This is a genomic window from Burkholderia sp. SRS-W-2-2016, assembly GCF_001931485.1.
Classification (GTDB): domain Bacteria; phylum Pseudomonadota; class Gammaproteobacteria; order Burkholderiales; family Burkholderiaceae; genus Paraburkholderia.
The window spans coordinates 1-17573 of sequence record NZ_MSDV01000039.1; the positions used below are offsets into that span (position 1 = coordinate 1).

General features: G+C 61.4%; 12 protein-coding genes and 1 tRNA gene. 5 read left to right on the top strand and 8 right to left on the bottom strand.

The features are described 5' to 3' along the window. The first annotated feature begins 119 nt into the window (after nucleotides 1-119). Nucleotides 120-1844, top strand: coding sequence for a glutamine--tRNA ligase/YqeY domain fusion protein (locus BTH42_RS17650; protein ID WP_075301706.1), 1725 nt, complete (start codon nucleotides 120-122; stop codon nucleotides 1842-1844). A gap of 167 nt (nucleotides 1845-2011) precedes the next feature. Continuing rightward, nucleotides 2012-3001: a transporter substrate-binding domain-containing protein gene (locus tag BTH42_RS17655; protein WP_083654838.1), complete on the top strand. Its 990-nt coding sequence runs from the start codon at nucleotides 2012-2014 to the stop codon at nucleotides 2999-3001. 85 nt (nucleotides 3002-3086) lie between these two features. Here BTH42_RS17655 and BTH42_RS17660 read toward each other — a convergent pair whose 3' ends face one another. The 3 genes from BTH42_RS17660 to BTH42_RS17670 form a co-directional block, all read right to left on the bottom strand. Beyond that, nucleotides 3087-3536 carry an NUDIX hydrolase gene (locus BTH42_RS17660; protein WP_075301708.1) on the bottom strand — a complete coding sequence of 150 codons (450 nt, stop codon included), beginning with the start codon at nucleotides 3534-3536 and terminating at the stop codon, nucleotides 3087-3089. A gap of 82 nt (nucleotides 3537-3618) precedes the next feature. Continuing rightward, nucleotides 3619-4005, bottom strand: a complete 387-nt coding sequence (locus tag BTH42_RS17665; protein WP_075301710.1) for a hypothetical protein — start codon at nucleotides 4003-4005, stop codon at nucleotides 3619-3621. A 191-nt stretch (nucleotides 4006-4196) separates the two neighbouring features. After that, entirely contained in the window at nucleotides 4197-5615 is a 1419-nt protein-coding gene (locus tag BTH42_RS17670) for a cytochrome-c peroxidase (RefSeq protein ID WP_075301712.1), read from the bottom strand. A 211-nt stretch (nucleotides 5616-5826) separates the two neighbouring features. On the opposite strand from BTH42_RS17670, the gene BTH42_RS17675 reads away from it, so the two are divergent. Together BTH42_RS17675 and BTH42_RS17680 are read left to right on the top strand one after the other, a co-directional pair. Beyond that, nucleotides 5827-7407, top strand: a complete 1581-nt coding sequence (locus BTH42_RS17675) for an acid phosphatase (RefSeq protein ID WP_075301714.1) — start codon at nucleotides 5827-5829, stop codon at nucleotides 7405-7407. Between the two features lie 268 nt (nucleotides 7408-7675). Then, nucleotides 7676-9169, top strand: coding sequence for an amidohydrolase family protein (locus BTH42_RS17680; RefSeq protein ID WP_075301716.1), 1494 nt, complete (start codon nucleotides 7676-7678; stop codon nucleotides 9167-9169). Between the two features lie 53 nt (nucleotides 9170-9222). On the opposite strand, the gene BTH42_RS17685 is transcribed toward BTH42_RS17680, so the two are convergent. After that, nucleotides 9223-12093: a glycosyltransferase gene (locus BTH42_RS17685; protein ID WP_075301718.1), complete on the bottom strand. Its 2871-nt coding sequence runs from the start codon at nucleotides 12091-12093 to the stop codon at nucleotides 9223-9225. Between the two features lie 15 nt (nucleotides 12094-12108). Further along, nucleotides 12109-13272: an FkbM family methyltransferase gene (locus BTH42_RS17690; protein WP_075301720.1), complete on the bottom strand. Its 1164-nt coding sequence runs from the start codon at nucleotides 13270-13272 to the stop codon at nucleotides 12109-12111. Between the two features lie 254 nt (nucleotides 13273-13526). On the opposite strand from BTH42_RS17690, the gene BTH42_RS17695 reads away from it, so the two are divergent. Next, complete coding sequence (locus BTH42_RS17695) at nucleotides 13527-14879, top strand: class I SAM-dependent methyltransferase (protein WP_075301722.1); 1353 nt, start codon at nucleotides 13527-13529, stop codon at nucleotides 14877-14879. 19 nt (nucleotides 14880-14898) lie between these two features. Here the strand turns inward: BTH42_RS17695 and BTH42_RS17700 are convergent, their stop codons facing one another. From BTH42_RS17700 to BTH42_RS17710, 3 genes are all read right to left on the bottom strand, one after another. Next, on the bottom strand, nucleotides 14899-15951 hold the full coding sequence (locus BTH42_RS17700) for an FkbM family methyltransferase (protein WP_075301724.1): 1053 nt from the start codon (nucleotides 15949-15951) through the stop codon (nucleotides 14899-14901). Between the two features lie 243 nt (nucleotides 15952-16194). Then, a tRNA-Arg gene (locus tag BTH42_RS17705) sits at nucleotides 16195-16271 on the bottom strand. 110 nt (nucleotides 16272-16381) lie between these two features. Then, nucleotides 16382-17212, bottom strand: coding sequence for an undecaprenyl-diphosphate phosphatase (locus BTH42_RS17710; protein ID WP_075301727.1), 831 nt, complete (start codon nucleotides 17210-17212; stop codon nucleotides 16382-16384). Nucleotides 17213-17573: the final 361 nt, after the last annotated feature.

Here is a 17573-nt window from a genome sequence, read left to right on the forward strand (position 1 = left end):
ACCCAACCCGCTCCCACGCTGGCTATACCCCGCAAGCGCCTGCCGCGAGCTGCCTCGTCAGGTAGAATCGAAGGCTCAGCGGGCGCATTGCGCGCCCCACCCGACTCTGATCCTCTCGCATGAATACCGAACGCAAAGACGCTGACCGCACCGACGCGCCCGCGGCATCCAACTTCATCCGCAACATCATCGACGACGACAACCGCACCGGCAAATGGAGCCAGCGCGTCGAAACGCGCTTCCCGCCGGAGCCGAACGGCTACCTGCACATCGGTCACGCGAAGAGCATCTGCCTGAATTTCGGCATCGCGCGCAGCTACGGCGGCGTGTGCCATCTGCGCTTCGACGACACCAATCCGGAAAAGGAAAGCGTCGAATACGTCGACTCGATCATCGACTCGGTCAAGTGGCTCGGCTTCGAATGGAAGAAGGACAACACCGAGCACCTGTATTTCGCGAGCGACTACTACGACAAGCTGTACGAGTTCGCCGAGCTGCTGATCCAGCGCGGCAAGGCCTACGTGGACAGCCAGTCGGCCGAGGAAATGCGCGCGAACCGCGGCTCGGCCACCGAGGTCGGCACGCCGTCGCGCTTCCGCGAGCGCTCGGTCGAGGAGAACCTCGATCTGTTCCGCCGCATGAAGGCCGGCGAGTTCAAGGAAGGCGATCACGTGCTGCGCGCGAAGATCGACATGTCCTCGCCGAACTTCAACATGCGCGATCCGGTCATCTACCGGATCCGCTTCGCGCATCACTACCGCACCGGCGACACCTGGTGCGTGTATCCGATGTACGACTACACCCACTGCATCTCGGACGCGCTGGAAAACATCACGCATTCGCTGTGTACGCTGGAGTTCGAAGACCATCGGCCGCTGTACGACTGGATCCTGAACGAACTCGCCGACGCCGGTGTCTTCACCCGTCCGCTGCCGCAGCAAATCGAGTTTTCGCGTCTGAACCTGACCTACGCGATCACCAGCAAGCGCAAGCTGCTGCAACTGGTCACCGAAGGCCACGTGGACGGCTGGGACGACCCGCGTATGCCGACCATCGTCGGCGTGCGCCGGCGCGGCTTCACGCCGGAATCGATCCAGCTGCTGTGCGAGCGCATCGGCGTGACCAAGGTCGATTCGTGGATCGACATGAGCGTGTTCGAAGGCGCGCTGCGCGACGACCTCGACGACAAGGCGCCGCGCACGGTCGCGGTGCTCGATCCGGTCAAGCTGATCATCGACAACTTCCCCGAGAACCTCACCGAGCCGTGCAGCGCGCCGGTGCATCCGCACCATCCGGAACAGGGCCTGCGCGAGTTCCCGATTTCGCGAGAGCTGTGGATCGAGCGCGAGGACTTCACCGAAACGCCGCCGAAGGGCTATTTCCGGCTGTTCCCGGGCAACAAGGTGCGGCTGCGCTACGGCTACGTGATCGAGTGCACGCACGCGGACAAGGACGAGCACGGCAACATCGTCGCGGTGCACTGCAACTACTTCCCGGACAGCAAGTCGGGCACCGAAGGCGCGAACAACTACAAGGTCAAGGGCAACATCCACTGGGTCAGCGCGGCAGCCGCGTGCCCGGCCGAAGTGCGCATCTACGACCGGCTGTTCAAGGAAGCCCAGCCGGACGCGGGCGGCCGCGACTTCCTCGAGGCGCTGAACCCGGATTCGAAGCGGGTGGTCCAGGCCTACCTCGAAACCGGCGCGCGCCATGCGCTGCCCGAACAGCGCTACCAGTTCGAGCGCCACGGCTACTTCGTCGCGGACCGCGTCGATTCGCAGCCGGGTAAGCCCGTATTCAACCGCATCGTCACTCTGCGCGACAGTTGGGGCAAGCCGGCGTAAGCTCGCCTGAACCGGCGTCGTCGACGCCCCGAGTGCCAACCCGTCCGGGTTGAATCCGGCGTGCCTCCCGGTCACGGAAGGCACGCTTTTTCATTACACGATGGTTGCATGATGTCCAGTCGACACTCACTGCGCGCCCGCCCGGGCGCGCCGGTCCGGGAGGTCCGATGAAGGTTGCAACCCGCCGCGCGCAGGCTCACGCGGCCACGCGTCGCGCGAGTGCGCGCGCACGCCTGCTTGCCGGCGCGCGCGGCGTGCGCGGTTTTTGCCACGCGCTGCTCGCGCTGGCCGCCTGTGGCGCGCTCGCGTCCGGCCCCGCGGCTCGCGCGGACGAACTCACCGGCACGCTGAAAAAAATCCACGACGACGGCTCGATCACGCTCGGCGTGCGTGAAGCGTCGATTCCGTTTTCGTACTTCGACGGCAAGCGCACGGTCGGCTACTCGCAGGCGATCGCGATGGAGATCGTCGACGAAATCAAGAAGACGCTCGGCATGCCGCAACTGCGGGTGCACGAGGTCACGGTGACGTCGTCGAACCGCACGCCGATGCTGCTGAACAACCAGATCGATTTCGAATGCGGGTCGACCACGCACACGGTCGAGCGCGAAAATGTCGCGGCGTTCTCGAACAGCTTCTTCCAGTACGCGGTGCGGATGATCGCGCGCAGGAACAGCGGCATCGGCGATTTCGCGGATCTTGCCGGCAAGCCGGTCGTGACGACCGCCGGCACGTCGGACGAGCGCCTGCTGCGGCGCCTGAATACCGACAAGCAGCTGAACATGCGCATCATCAGCGCGCGCGATCATCAGGAAGCATTCAACGCGGTGAAGGATGGCCGCGCGGTCGCGTTCGTGATGGACGAGCCGATCGTCTACGGCTTCAGGGCGACCGATCCGCATCCCGACGAATTCGTCGTGACCGGCACGCCGCTCGGCTACGAGGTGTACGCGTGCATGTTCCGCAAGGGCGACGAGCCGTTCCGCACGCTGGTGAACCGGGTGATCTCGCACTCGCAGACGTCCGGCGACGCCGAGCGCCTGTACCGGCAGTGGTTCACGCAGCCGATCCCGCCGTACGGGATCAATCTCAACTTCCCGCTGTCGGATGCGAACCGCGCGTTGTTCGCGCATCCGAACGATCGCGCGCTCGACTGAGCGGCGCGCGTCGTTGCAACCGCGGCGGCGGTTGCTGCTGCGGTTGCAACAGCGGCTGCAACGCCGAGCTCGTCGGCAATGCTCGCTACAACGAACGATGCAGCTCCGCGAGCGACAGCGTCGTCTCGAACAGCCGCGTGAGACTGCGGCTCGCGTAGCGCGGGATTTCGTCGAGCGAGGCCCAGCGGTAGTCGTCCATTTCGGGGATCAGCGTGCCGTCCGAGCGGCGCGGAAACAGCGACGTGCAGGTGCAGCCGCTCAGATCCAGTTCCGCGACGCTCGCGCGCGCCGCGAACAGATGCAGGTCCTTGTCGCGGCGGTAGACGAACAGGCCCAGATCTTTCAGCCGCCCCGCTTCGAGCGTGATGCCGGTCTCCTCGACCATCTCGCGCAGCGCGGTCACGTACGGCGCCTCGCCGTCTTCGCCGTGGCCTTTCGGAATGTCCCAGTGGGTGGTTTCGGTCGCATGCGCGAGCAGCAGCCGGCCATCGGGATCGAGCAGCACGATTCCGCACGATACGATGCGCGGGCTCATAGCCGGATCTCTTCTGTACGGGCCGCGGCAAGACCTATCGCACGACTCGCGGCCTCAGCCGCCGCGCGACTCCTGATGCCGGTCAATGCCGTTTCTGCAACTGCCACGCGCCGCCTTCCTTGCAGAAACTCGGCCGCAGATGCACCGCCTGGCCCTTCGCGTTGAGGACGACCGCGACATCGCGGCAGTTGCGCCCGCCGTTGTCGGTGGTGCTGCCGAGCGTGATGTCCGCGTCGATCTTCACGCTGTTGCCGGTGCCTTCGTTGACCCACTTCAGGGTCTCACCGTCCTTCTTGTCATTGAGCGCGCCGACGACCGTCCGCTTCAGCGAATCGACGTCGCGCTGTTTCATGTAGGTGATCGGTGTGTCGTTCAGGAAGCCGAGATTCGCAGCGTGCGCGGCAACGGTCGCGCCCAGCAGCAGACTCGCGGCGCTCACGCGCAACAGCACACGGGTTCGCATCGACATGAAGGGTTCTCCTCGAAGTGGACATGGTGGCTCTTGATCCAGACCTCAAAAGCATAGCATGCACACTTGCGCGGATTCGGCGCACGGGATGCAACGCGCGCATGCGCGCGGCTGCCCGGTGCACCTCTTCGTGCACGGCGCCGCGCGCCGCCCGGCGCACGCTCAACTCGGCGCTCCCCTTCGTACAGCACTCAGCGCGCGACACCCGTGGTCGCCAGCGCGACCGTCTTGCCCACCGGCTGATATCCGTCGGTCAGCGTCTTCAGAAACGCGACGACATCCGCGATCTCGGCTTCGTCGAGCGCCGGTTTGTCGCCCGGCTTGCGATCGAACGGCGGCTCGGTGTTCAGGTTGGCCCAGTAGCGCTGCGGCAGATCGTCGAACTTGCGCACCTTGCCGCCGACCACCGGATAGAACTTCTCCGGATGCGTGTCGCGCTCGGCGTAAAACCGCACCACCTCGTCGAGCGAATGGTAGATGCCGTTGTGAAAGAAGCTGTGCTTCAACGCGACGTTGCGCAGCGTCGGCGTGCGGAAGATCCCGCAGAATTCGTCGCGCCCCTTCAGGTCGGTGCGCTCCGGTCCGCACGCGCCGAGGTCGTAAAAGCGCGGATCGCGATTGGCCGGCAGCGCGCGGTTGCGCGGCACGCCGATCGCGATCAGACCGAAATCGCTGAATTGCGGCGGCGCGCCGTCGCGCGTGCGCTGGCTGATGTGGCAGCTCGCGCAGTTGCCTTTGCGCTCGTCGTTGAACAGTTCCAGGCCGTGCCGTTCGGCGGCGGTCAGCTGCGCATGGCCGGCCAGATACGCGTCGTACTTGCTGGTGTACGGATAGAACAGCTCGGGCGTCTGCTCGAAGGTGCCGAGCGCCTGCAGCACGGCTTTGAAGGTCGCGTCCTCGTCGTCGAAGATGTGCGCGCCGAAGGTCGCGCGAAACGCGTCGGCGTACGGCGCGGCCTTGACCGCCGCGGTCACGCGCGCGGCCGAGCTACCCATCTCGAACGGCGACAGCAACGGAATGCGCGCCTGCGCGCTGCCGCGATCGACGCGGCCATCCCAGGTCAGGCCGCCGGTCGGGCCGGCATCGATGCTCTCGTCGCCTTCGTCGTCGGACTCGTGATAGTGCTCGGCGAAGGCCGGCACCGATTGCAGATATTTCAGCGTCGGCGCCGCGCGCAAGCCGGCGCGGCGCATGTCGCTGCCGCCCAGTTGCACGGAGCGCGCGTTGGCCGGTGCGAAGCCATGCTCGGGGCTGTGGCACGACACGCATGCGAGCTTGCCCGAACCGGATAGCGTCGGGTCGAAGAACAGCTGCTTGCCGAGCGCCGTCATCTGCCGCACCGATTCGTAGACCTGCGCGCGGGTCTGTCCGGCTTCGTGAGTGGCAGGTTCATGAGCGGCGACTTCGTGAGCGGCGACTTTGACGGGGGCGGCGAGCGGCGCGGCCACCGCGGACTGGCCGCCGCCAGCCGCGCCCTCGCCCGCCTGCGCGGCACCCGCCCCGTGTCCATCACACGCGGCGAGCAGCGTCGCCAGACCGACCGCGGCCAGCGCCGTCACCACCGCCCGGCGCCCCACCGCCGCGCCCATTCCCGCCAGACCACACCGCATAGTTGTCCACCGAACCCGTGCTATCGAAGTCAAGCAGCGTATTTCGCCCAGATGTCGATTACATGACATTCGCCATACGCAAAATGCGCAGCGGAAGTTATTTGTAATTATTTACATCCTGCTGTCAAAAACCGCCGACACACTTTCGCGTGCAGGCCGCCGACGCAAACCGGCGCGGCCCGTCCCCAACGCGAAAATGAGAACTCCTCCAATGAACAAGACACTGATTCGCGCAACGCCCGTGGCGATCGCGGTTGCCGCGCTGAGCCTGTACGCATGCGGCAGCGACGAAGTCACGCGACCGGACATCACGTCGATCCAGAACGTCGTCGTGATCTACGCGGAAAACCGCAGCTTCGACAATCTGTACGGCAACTTCCCCGGCGCCAACGGTCTGCAGAACGTGAGCGCGGCGAGCTCGACCCAGGTGGACCGCAACGGCGCGCCGCTCGCGACGCTGCCGCTGGTATGGAACGGCCTCACGCAAACCGGCGTGACGCCGGTCGTGACCGAGGCGATGACGGCCAATCTGCCGAACAGCCCGTTCGCGATCGACGATCCGAAAGGCTTCAACACGCCGATCAGCGCGACGACCCGCGATCTGTATCACCGCTTCTACGAGAATCAGATGCAGATCAACGGCGGCAAGAACGACAGGTTCGCCGCGTGGGCGGACTCGGGCGGCCTCGTGATGGGCCACTACTCGCTGAACGCGAACACGTTGCCGCTGTGGAAGATCGCGCAGCAATACACGCTGGCCGACAACTTCTTCATGGGCGCGTTCGGCGGCTCGTTCCTGAATCACCAGTGGCTGATCTGCTCGTGCACGCCGCTTTATCCGAACGCGGACAAGAGCCCGGCGTCCGGTTCGGTGACGGCGCTCGAAAGCGACGGCGTGACGCTCAAGCTCGCGAGCAACTCGCCGGCCTCGGCGCTCGACGGGCCGCCGAAATACGTGCTGTCGGGCAACCTGACGCCGGACTTCTACGCGGTCAACACGATGCAGCCGCCGTATCAGCCGAGCGGCAACAAGGCCGCCGCGGGCGGCGATGCGACCCTCGCCGATCCGTCGGCGGCCACCACGCTGCCGGCGCAGACGCAGCGTCATATCGGCGATCTGCTGAACGACGCGAAGGTGTCGTGGGCGTGGTACGGCGGCGCGTGGGGCGCGGCGGTGTCGGCCGCGCAGAACGGCACCACCAACGTGATCTACGGCGCGAATCTGAGCGCGCCGAACTTCCAGCCGCATCATCAGCCGTTCAACTACTTCGCGGACCTCGCGCCCGGCACCACGAACCGCGCGCAGCATCTGCTCGACGGCGGGATGGCCGGCACGGAATTCATCAAGGCGATCGATGCCGGCACGCTGCCGCAAGTGTCGTTCTACAAGCCGCAGGGCAACCTGAACGAACATGCGGGTTACACCGACGTCGCGTCGGGCGACCAGCATATCGCCGACGTGATCGCGCATCTGCAGAAGAGCCCGCAGTGGAATCACATGCTGGTGGTCGTGACCTACGACGAAAACGGCGGCTTCTGGGATCACGTCGCGCCGCCGAAGGCCGACCGCTGGGGTCCGGGCTCGCGCATTCCGGCGCTGATCGTGTCGCCGTATGCGAAGCGCGGGTACGTCGATCATACGCAGTACGACACGACTTCGATCCTGCGCTTCATCACGCGCCGCTACTCGCTGCCGACGCTGCCGGGCATCGCCGCGCGCGATGCGGCGCTGGTCAGCAACGGCAGCAAGCCGATGGGCGATCTGACCGCGGCGCTGGATATTCGCCAGTAAGCGACGGGAGTTTCGACCACGCCAACGATAAGCAGCAGTCCGCCTCACGGCGCGACTTCGATGGGCAGCTTCGGCTGCCCGTTTTTTTGGGGCTGACGCCCCGATCGGAAGCGCGCGACCAACACGCGCGGCGCGGCCCATCCTCCCGATCGCGCCGGCTATCGCGGACTCGATCGACGCTGCTAAGATGCGCCGAATGCATGATGAACGCCTGTCCCGGCGCGAGCATTGTGTCGGCGACGGCGCCTTTCCTTTGGAGGAGTCCCGAATGGAAATGCAAGCTTCGCAACCGCGCCATCGTGCCGGCGCCTGGGGATGTATCTGCCACAGCCCGGCTTTCTTGCGACTCAACGCGCGGCTGAACGAAGCGCATGATGCTTCGTTCTGCGATCAGCTGCGCGACGCCGACATCCTGCCCCGCGTCGCCGCGGCGAGCGGCAGCGCCGCCCCGCAGCCCGGCGCATCCGCCACTTCTCAAGCGCAGCAACCGCCGGTCGCTTTCACCAACATCCGTCTGTTCGACGGCCACAGCAAAACCTTGCGCAGCGGCCTGCGCGTGATCGTCACCGGCAACCGGATCAGCGCGGTCGAACCCGACGACGGCCAGAAGCTCGACGGCATGCAGGTGATGGACGGCAGCGGCCATACGCTGATGCCGGGGCTCATCGATGCGCACGCGCACATCATGATGGCCTCGCTGTCGATGGCTCAACTGATGGTCGCCGACATCGGCTTCATTCATCTGGCCGCGGCGGGCGAAGCCGAGCGGATGCTGATGCGCGGCTTCACCAGCATCCGCGACATGGCGGGCCCCGCGTTCTCGCTGAAGAAGGCGATCGATCTCGGCATGGTGGCGGGACCGCGCATCTGGCCGTCGGGCGCGATGATCTCGCAGACCTCGGGGCACGGCGACTTCCGCATGCCGTATGAAATTCCATCGCATCCGGGACAGCCGGTCTCGCGCGGCGAAGCGCTCGGCGCCGGCGCGATCGCCGACGGCACCGCCGAAATTCTCAAACGCGCGCGCGAGCAGTTGATGCTCGGCGCGAGCCAGTTGAAGCTCGCGGCGGGCGGCGGCGTCGCATCGAATTACGATCCGCTCGACGTATCGCAATACACCGAGGCGGAGTTTCGCGCGGCCGTCGATGCCGCCGAGAACTGGGGCACCTATGTGGCGGTGCACGCGTACATGCCGCGCGCGATCGCGACCGCGGTGCGCGGCGGCGTGCGCTGCATCGAGCACGGTCAGTTGATGGACGAGAACACCGCGAAGCTGCTCGCCGATGAAGGGATCTGGATCAGCCTGCAACCTTTTCTCGACGACGAGGACGCGATTTTTTTCCCAGCGGGGTCGCCGAGCCGGCTCAAGCAGATCGAGATGTCGAACGGCACCGATACCGCTTATGCACTCGCAAAGAAGTACGGGCTGAAAACCGCGTGGGGCACCGACACGCTATTCGACGCGAAACTCGCGACGCGCCAGGGCGCGCAACTCGCGAAGATGACGCGCTGGTACGAACCCGCCGATGTACTGACGATGGCGACCCGCATCAACGCCGAACTACTCGCGCTGGCGGGACCGCGCAATCCGTACCCGGGCAAGCTCGGTGTGATCGAGGCGGGAGCGCTGGCGGATCTGCTGGTGGTGAGAGGCGATCCGCTCGCGAATATCCAGTTGCTCGCGGATCCTGGCAGCCATCTCGCGGTAATCATGAAGGATGGGCGGATCTATAAGGATACGTTGGGGGTGGGGTTTAATTGACGGATATCCCGGCACCCGCGGTGCAGCGCCGGGCAAACGCCCGGCCATTTGCACTAAGCCACCGCCGAGAACTCCTCCCAGAGTACCGGAACTTCACCAGGAAAAAGCGGCATGGGCTTTCCCCGTGTCACATATTCGCGCTGCCCCAGGAAAAGTTGCTGCAAATCGGGCAGTATTTCGTATTCCCCGCTTTCGAGGCGCCTCACAAAAAACACTCTCCTGTTCTCTGGGATCATAGCCAGGAACATAGCGCTGTTTCTCATGGCTCTTGCATCAAACCCGCAAAATTCCGGATCGCTTAATTGCTTCGTCAAATCAACGAGCAACCTCTCGGCGCGAGTATGACCGGACTGCGTGTTTTCCACGTAATTTCTTAGCTCCGACCATTCATATCGCGAAAGGGATTGGTCATCGAGCTCACGGAATTCGGACAAATTCGCCAGTAGCCGATCGTTTTCCTGTCGCTTCCAAAACTCTTCTATCGCATTGTGGTACTGAGCGGCAATCACTTCGCCGTCGTGATTTTCCTCTGTGTATGCGCGTGCACGCTGCCCGATCTCCGCGCTGATGTGTGGCGAAGTAAACGCAAAACGGAGAGCCCGCGCCAGATCGGAGCAGCTCGGATTTTCCTGAAGCTTGGTGACGGCAAAATCCGGAATTTCGCACAGCGCGGCGTGAGCATTCACGATCACGTGCTTTCCTGCCGCCATGCCATCCGAAACGGCCGCCGATGTCTCACCTCTGGATTTCGCCCGGAGCTGAACACACAGATCGCAAGCGCTCAGCCATAGCTGATAATCGGCATCACTCACATACCCTGTAACAGTGCAATTGTTGACCTGCTCGCTGGCGGTAAGGCGAAGAAGGAGCGCCTTGAACGCCTCATCACCGCAATCGCCGACGAACACGAGCCTGCAGTTCGGCGTCTTGCCGAGTTCGCTTTCACTCCAGGCCTGGAGAAGACGATCGTTCAATTTGAACATCGAATGGACGATGCCGAATGAGCAAACGACGAATTCGTTCTCGTCGATGCCCAGGCGTTTGCGTGCTTCGAGTCTGGAAACGCTCTGCCGACCCCAATCCCGCAGGAGCGGAATCACTGCCCAATTTCGAGGCGCGCCTTCTCCGTACCACCTGTGAGCCAATTCCTTGCTGTATCCGGAATGCGATATCACACCGATTGCGCTTTCCAGTACCGTCAGATTACATGGATAACGCACCAGCGACCGAACCACGTTGGCCGAGCACAGATGTTCTAAAAGACTCAACTGGCCATGTGAAAATTCGATTTCTGTTGAGAAAGCATGCGTCGACGGATCGCGCGCCTCAATCGTCCAGAAGAGTCCGCTCAAGAAGAAATCGTGCAGCACGACTATTCCCGGTATCCTTCGCAGCAAGCGCGGCATGTCGGTGTGAAACTGTGAATTTCCGACGTGGTACACCACGCGCCCATACCTGTCCGCAGTTTTCTCGAACTCTTCATAGGTTCTGATTGGGAACCTCTCCGACAGTTCGGGAGCGACTTCCTCGCCGTTGTTGTGGACCAGATCGATCTCATAATATTTCGACAGAAGCGGCAAAAGCATCGCGCTATACGCGGCAATGCCCGATCGCTCCGGCGGCAGCGGAGATACATAGGCGAGTCGTGGCTTATCCCGATCGGCTCGCTCCAGATATCCAACCCGGTAGAGAGATGGCGCTTTTGCCCGCGCAGCTATTGATTCAAGCGCATCCCACGCGACGCTTGCACTTCGCTCCCAGGAAAAGGTCTGAGCTCTCCTGAAACCGCTCGTTTGCAAATCTCTTCGAAAATCGTCATCCCGCAGCGTCTGCGTCAATTTCGCCGCAATCTCCGCGCGCGATAACGGATTAAACAGTGCATCCGAACGTCCGATTACTTCCGGAATACTTGTGCAGTCGGATCCGATAACCGCTGCGCCGCAGGACATCGCTTCGAGAGCCGGCAGACCAAAGCCCTCGTGTATCGACGGGAAAATAAATACCTTGCAGAGGTTGTACAGATCGACGAGTTCGTCATCGGTCACATAGCCGGTTAATACGACATCGCCCTTATCAAGTCCGGCCGCGGCCGCCACCGCCTCGAGCCGGTGCACATCGGTCAAGTTGGCGCGGCAGACGACGGCAAGCTGATGTGTCGACCGGAGTGCTGGCGGCAGGCATGCGTACGCGTCGATGAGACCTTCGATGTTTTTTCGAAAATCTATCCCGCCGGTGTACATGATGAACGGCTTCTTCAGTGCAAACCGCCGTCTCACCTCCGCCTCGCGTGCCGGGCTCAGATCGATCCGTTTGAATTTTTTATCGACTGCACTCGATATATTGACCGTGGAATGTTCCGGCAATCCCAGATGATCGATACCCTCCCGCCTCGAGGATTCCGATATTGCTAGCGCAAGATCGGCCTGCTGCAATTGCAGAATGCGACGCCTGTACCAGTCCTCGACTCGCTCGTCCGCCAGATAGTGTTTGGCGCGCAGATAGGGGATCAGGTCATACAGGGTGACCGCGTTGGAGGCAAGCGAGTCCGGCGCAATCGTCGACGCCGACGAGTCTACAAATCCTTCGAAGAGACTAGCCGTGTGAACGATGTCGGCGTTCAACGACCTGAAGTACTCTTCCTTGATGCGCTCGGACGCAAGTCTGCGGAGCACATTTTTTGGTTCGATTTCTTCAATGCCTTTTAGCCCGCCCCACAACACGATGTTGGCGTTCGGAAGAAGGCCGGCAAAATGCTTCTGGACGGTATGGATGGATTCCGGGAAAGCGCGATTCAGGGCAATCAGAACTTCGTGTTCCCTGCAGTTGCGAATCATCGCATCCGCCAAAGCGAAAGAATAGCGGCCGATGCCCCGGTCGCGGCTCCCCTCTGTCTGGCACGCCTGAAGATCGATGACAAGTCTCATTCGTAAGCCCCCTCGTTATCGTCGAACGGTGTGCCATAGCTGCGCGAAGACCGGTCGCACGCACAACCAGGCTTTACGCACCCATCTATGTTTGAGGAGGAAACTTCTGCAATTCAGACGAAGTACGCGGATGGGAGCGGTGATTCTCCACGACGTGCTGCTTCGCAGCAGATCGACTTCTGAATTAAGCTCGCTGATGCGCCGCTGTAGCAGGCCCAGTTCTGTTTGCAACGGCTGGCTCTTCGAATATGCGTCCCACTCGCTTTGCGCGCGTGCGAGACTCGCATGAGTTTGATGCAGTTCGGCTCGTACGTCCGCTAGTTCAACACGTTTTTCTGCCAGGCGCACTGACAGACGTTTGTGTTCCAGCATGACGAAATTATGCTCTGCCGATAATTTTTGCGAGCGCGCGGTCTCCGCGTCCAGTTTCCTCTGGCCATCCTCCAGCTGCTGAACCGTCTGATGCAATTTTTCGATGTTTTCTTCGTTCTGCTTTTCGCCGACGGTGACATACTCGTCGAACACATTCGGCGGCGCGGAAAACTTTTCAAGAAGCTCCGCTTTTTCGCTCGCCACGAAATATTTATTCAGACCATCAAAGTACGCGAACTTATAAGACGATTCCTCAACATGGGTCTGCCAACTGCAAACAGACATTTGAGAAGTCATTGGAATGGTCGCCTCGATGACCAGAATCCATGGTCGCCAGATTTTGAAGTCGATGCTCTGAATGACGTCAGCCTCACTTCCTTCCACGTCAATCTTCAGGAAGTGAATGACTTCGACGTTGTATTCGGACAAAATCGAGTCCAAACGCGCCGGCGTCTCGTTCGATTTGATGGTCCTGAAACCCGCATTACGATGAATGTCGGCTTGTGCTCTGTCGACCGTTGAAAGCCCCGTATCTTCTATTTCGAAAAACTCAACCGGGGTAGAACTGGTACCCACGAGTTTTCGTACATTGATATCTTCCGGCCGGGATTCAAGCAATTTCCTGTACCAATGCGGTACGGGCTCGATGTTCAAACCTCTCCAGCCACTCTCATAAAACGTTCTGGTAACGGAAAATTCGTCGGGATCCTGGGCGCCGACATCGACATAAAATCCGTTGGTGACGTCAGCCAAGGCTCGGCGAAGAAGCACATCCTCGCGATTTTGCGAATACGATACAAAAGGCATACAGTAAGCTGTCCTTTTGGCAATGGAGACCAACTGCGGCGCAAGTGACCGATAGCCCAATACCGCGCAAGTCGAGTGTGGCGGCAGCGAAAGGTCGTCGGAAGGGAAATTAATTATAGCTTGGCCTCATCGGTCGCCTAATGCGCTCCGAATTTTTTATCCTGCATGACTAGAATGACGAAGGCTTGAAAAGCGAGGATATACTGGCAGCCGCTGCGGCACCATTTTCACGACGTGTCCTTTCGGAGGAGCAGATGGGGTTGAGCAATATGACGCCTTTCAGACAGCTAATACGCGCATATGGCGCGTTACTCTCGGCGAGCAATTCGCTTGCTGCAATCGCCAGAAACACATCGGAAAGCAATCATCCAGCGAAGCCCGACGTCGAAACGCATGCACTTGCGCAGCAGGTCGCAGCCCTTACCGCGAAGCTGGATGCTCTTCCCGCCCGGTCCGGCTCGAATGAACAGGCGCCCGCCAGCCCACCGCCACCTTCGTATGACTTCAATCTGCTGCTGCATCAGGCTCGTAGCGCATTGATGCGGGATATGCCGCCGAACGCCGATCGTCTGGTAAGTGCCGGGTGTTCGGGTCGATGGTATTTCGACTGGATCGAACAGACTTACGGCTATGTGAACCAGCATCTGGGAATCGAGTACTACTCGCCCAAACCGGACTCCCTACCGGACAACGTCAAATGGATCGCGAACACCGCCGGAAATATGGAGGCGGTTGCGGACAGGAGTTGCGACCTACTGATTTCCGGACAAAACATTGAGCACCTGTGGCCCGATGAGATCGCGGATTTCCTAATAGAATCCGCGCGCGTGCTAAAGACTGGTGGCACGCTGTGCGTGGATTCTCCCAATCGAGCAATTACCGAGTTGCTTAATTGGAGTCATCCAGAGCACACGATAGAACTCACCCCCGCGGAAATGAGGCATCTTCTTCAATTAGCGGGCTTCGAGATCACAAAACAAGCTGGCATCTGGCTCTGCCAGGACCCAAAAACGGCGCGCACGTTGCCGCTGGATCCAAACACTCACGATCCCGAATGGTCCGTGGCGGAGCGCATCTTTTCGGCCGCGGACAAACCCGACCACTCGTTCATCTGGTGGATCGAGAGCCGGTGCACGGCACGCGAACCCGATAGAGAAGCTATCCGGGCATATTTATCAACAATTTATGCAGTCGCATGGCCGGAACGCATTCAACGACTGATCGTCGTCTCGGGGGCGGCAGAGCATCGCGCAGATGGCGAGTGGCTCATCGTGCCACCTGCACACGAAGGACTTGTGTTCTACGGTCCGTACATGCCGTTACGCGCTGGATCGTATCGGATCACGTTCGAGTTCAATCCAGACCCATCGGCCGATACCGCTTTCGCCCGGTGCGACGTCATTGTCGGGCACGAGGCCCGGGTGCTGGATCAGTGCGAAGTATTGCCGGGACAGACGCACGTCACTTTCGAGGTTCAAATTCAGAAACTGGAATTTGGCGCACAGTTCCGCTGTATTAGCCTCGGTCGTTCAGGATTCGCGGTGCGCAGACATATCACGCTTGTTGAAACGGTGAACGAAACGTCCCCGGTGGCTGAAGCGCCTTAAGCAGACTGCGAAACCAGGACTAGACGTCAACCGCCGGAATGAAGCGCGGATTACGCCAGGCTTGCACACCGTCGACGGTCAGTTGGGGCTTCCAGTTATTGATGTAATAGAACGCGGGGCGCTCCATCTCCATCGACCAGTCATTCGATGTGAACAGATCATATAGACGCGCTTCTATGTACTTCGAGTGAGTCCCGATCAGCACGTAAGCAACCCGCTCGCGGAGAATGGGCATGCAAGACTCGATCAGATTGGCCTCGCCGCCCTGGATGTCGATGTGCAACAGATCGATCCGATCCCGGTCGCCAATCGCACGCTCCAGCGAAATCATGGGCAGCAGGTCGTGGCTACCCGTAGCGATGGCCTGATCCTGCTGCTCTTGCGTGGCGCCGAAGACTGGCTCCAGCCCCCAGCTATGACCGGCATGCTCCTGACGAGGAAAGAGAGCGGTACCCGCCGTGGCGGCGGCGATCCCGCGATGCAGGGTGTATTCATCCGGTGAGAACCCGTTGCGCGCCAGGGATTCATGGGCGAAGCCAAGATGCCCCTCGTCGCCCTCTATTCCAATAACGTGAACCGTTCGACCCGTACGCTTCGCTGCGACACCTGTGTTGTTCATCCAGCAGCCCCAACCACACCCCAACTCAATCATCGTGAAGGAGTCGGGCCGGGCGAGTTCCACAGCGTGTAATGCGGAGGCCCATTCCGCGATGTCGGCGTGCCAGTTCGCAGGCAACGGAAACTGATCCAGTTTGCCGCCCTCATCCGCCAAAAAGGGGAAAAACTTGGTATCGACCAGAACGCCAAGCCAGTTCGTCTGGAATCCTGCCGTCGGAGTTCTGTCATGCACCTCGTGCCGGCGCATACAGGCGAGTGCATCGAAGTTGGTGAAGTAAGCGAAAAAGGGGCTCCCGCTCATGGATCCCCCTTGACTCTCAAGATTTCGAGCCCGCTCTTCCGCGTTCCGCGCTCGCACTTCTGCAACCTGGAGCGCTATAGCCAGAGCGTTGCGGCTATCGTGCAAATTGCGGATCGGCGCAATGGAGCGGCCCAAGCGTTTCATCAGAGACATAACCATCACTCCTTCAGTGGAATGCGGTGCGACACCAGCGTGCGACCGCCTTCCATGGCGCTCGCGCGGGTGGGTCAAAGTCAAAGATAAGTCACCATCAGGACATGGCTTCCGGATGCGAAGCCGAGGCAGGGACCAGCACACATTGCGATGAAACTAGCACGTCCGTCTGTACCCACGCCTACGTTAGCCGCAAAAAACAAAAAGGGCTACGCGAAAAATCGCGTAGCCCTTCGATCTGACTGGCACGGCAGGCGGGACTCGAACCCACGACCCTCGGCTTAGAAGGCCGATGCTCTATCCAGCTGAGCTACTGCCGTATTAACTGCTGCCTGCATCGAAGCGCAACGCGCGGCGAACCGCGCGACGTGATGCAAGCTGAAATTCTAACTGAGCGGGGTCCGGATTATAACCGATCGCCCGCGCCGCCTCAGACCGGCTGCGGATGCAGCATGAACCAGCCGAGGAACACGATCCCGGCGATCACGCAGTACACCCCGAACGAGCCGAGACGTCCCCGGCCCTCGAAATAGCGCATCAGGAAACGCACGCTCAGATACGCGGCGATCAGCGTCAGCACGCCGCCGAGCAGCGCGTCGGCCAACTGGCCCGGCGCGTGCAGCAGCTTCGGCAATTCGAGCACGCCGGCCGCGAAGATGATCGGCGTGCCGAGCAGGAACGAAAACTCCGCGGCCTTCTCGGCGGTCAGGCCCGCCGCGTTGCCGGCGATCATCGTCAGACCGCTGCGCGAGAAGCCCGGAATCAGCGCGCCGATCTGCGCGAGACCGACGAAGAAAGCCTGGCGGAACGTCAATTTCTCCGGCGCCCGATGCGCGCGCGCCCGTTGCAGACGATCGCCGACCCACAGCAGCACGCCGTTGACGATCAGCGCAATCGCGACGATCCGCAGATCATGAAAAATCCGCTCGAGGCGCTTTTCCAGCAGCAAGCCAACCAGGCCCGCGGGAATCGTGCCGATGATCAGCGCCCACATCATGTGGCCGTCGTCGTTGCGGCGGCCGCCGAGCGACGCGAAGAAGCCGCGCACCAGCGCGCACCAGCGCGCGCGGAAGTACCACAGCAACGCGAAAGCAGTGCCCAGGTGAAGCGCGACGAGAAATGGCAGCAGTTGCGGCGCATGCTTATCGATATGCATGCCGAACAATGCCGGCACGAGCAGCGTGTGGCCGAGACTGCTCACCGGAAACAGTTCGGTGACGCCTTGCAGCACGCTCAGGAAGATCAGAAACGACAGGTTCACGCGGCGGTCCTTGTAAGGAAAGTGTCGGGGAACTGCGCGCCGCACAATGGAAAGAATCGGCGCGTCAAAAGCGCACCGATTATGCCTGGCAGCCAGGGCAGCGCCAAGCGGTTAGGCCACATTCAGGGAGATATTGACGCGCTGCGACACAACTCGACACCGTTGTTACGCGAGGACAAGGAAAGCGGCTCGATTACCGCAATCGGGGAGTAACAAGGCTGAAAGCCGTTCGCAAACTGGAGCGTGCAAAAACGCTCGGCGGACGCGTTAAACGCGAACAGCGAAACGGCGACACTGTCTGAATCGGAACGCTGCACCGCAGCCGGAGTAACCGCCGCTCAATCCGGCGACGGCCGATGAG

Bases quoted from the DNA above. Each gene is read 5' to 3' on its own strand.
- BTH42_RS17650 (WP_075301706.1), top strand. From the start codon at position 120: ATGAATACCGAACGCAAAGACGCTGACCGCACCGACGCGCCCGCGGCA.
- BTH42_RS17655 (WP_083654838.1), top strand. From the start codon at position 2,012: ATGAAGGTTGCAACCCGCCGCGCGCAGGCTCACGCGGCCACGCGTCGC.
- BTH42_RS17660 (WP_075301708.1), bottom strand. From the start codon at position 3,536: ATGAGCCCGCGCATCGTATCGTGCGGAATCGTGCTGCTCGATCCCGAT.
- BTH42_RS17665 (WP_075301710.1), bottom strand. From the start codon at position 4,005: ATGTCGATGCGAACCCGTGTGCTGTTGCGCGTGAGCGCCGCGAGTCTG.
- BTH42_RS17670 (WP_075301712.1), bottom strand. From the start codon at position 5,615: ATGCGGTGTGGTCTGGCGGGAATGGGCGCGGCGGTGGGGCGCCGGGCG.
- BTH42_RS17675 (WP_075301714.1), top strand. From the start codon at position 5,827: ATGAACAAGACACTGATTCGCGCAACGCCCGTGGCGATCGCGGTTGCC.
- BTH42_RS17680 (WP_075301716.1), top strand. From the start codon at position 7,676: ATGGAAATGCAAGCTTCGCAACCGCGCCATCGTGCCGGCGCCTGGGGA.
- BTH42_RS17685 (WP_075301718.1), bottom strand. From the start codon at position 12,093: ATGAGACTTGTCATCGATCTTCAGGCGTGCCAGACAGAGGGGAGCCGC.
- BTH42_RS17690 (WP_075301720.1), bottom strand. From the start codon at position 13,272: ATGCCTTTTGTATCGTATTCGCAAAATCGCGAGGATGTGCTTCTTCGC.
- BTH42_RS17695 (WP_075301722.1), top strand. From the start codon at position 13,527: ATGGGGTTGAGCAATATGACGCCTTTCAGACAGCTAATACGCGCATAT.
- BTH42_RS17700 (WP_075301724.1), bottom strand. From the start codon at position 15,951: ATGTCTCTGATGAAACGCTTGGGCCGCTCCATTGCGCCGATCCGCAAT.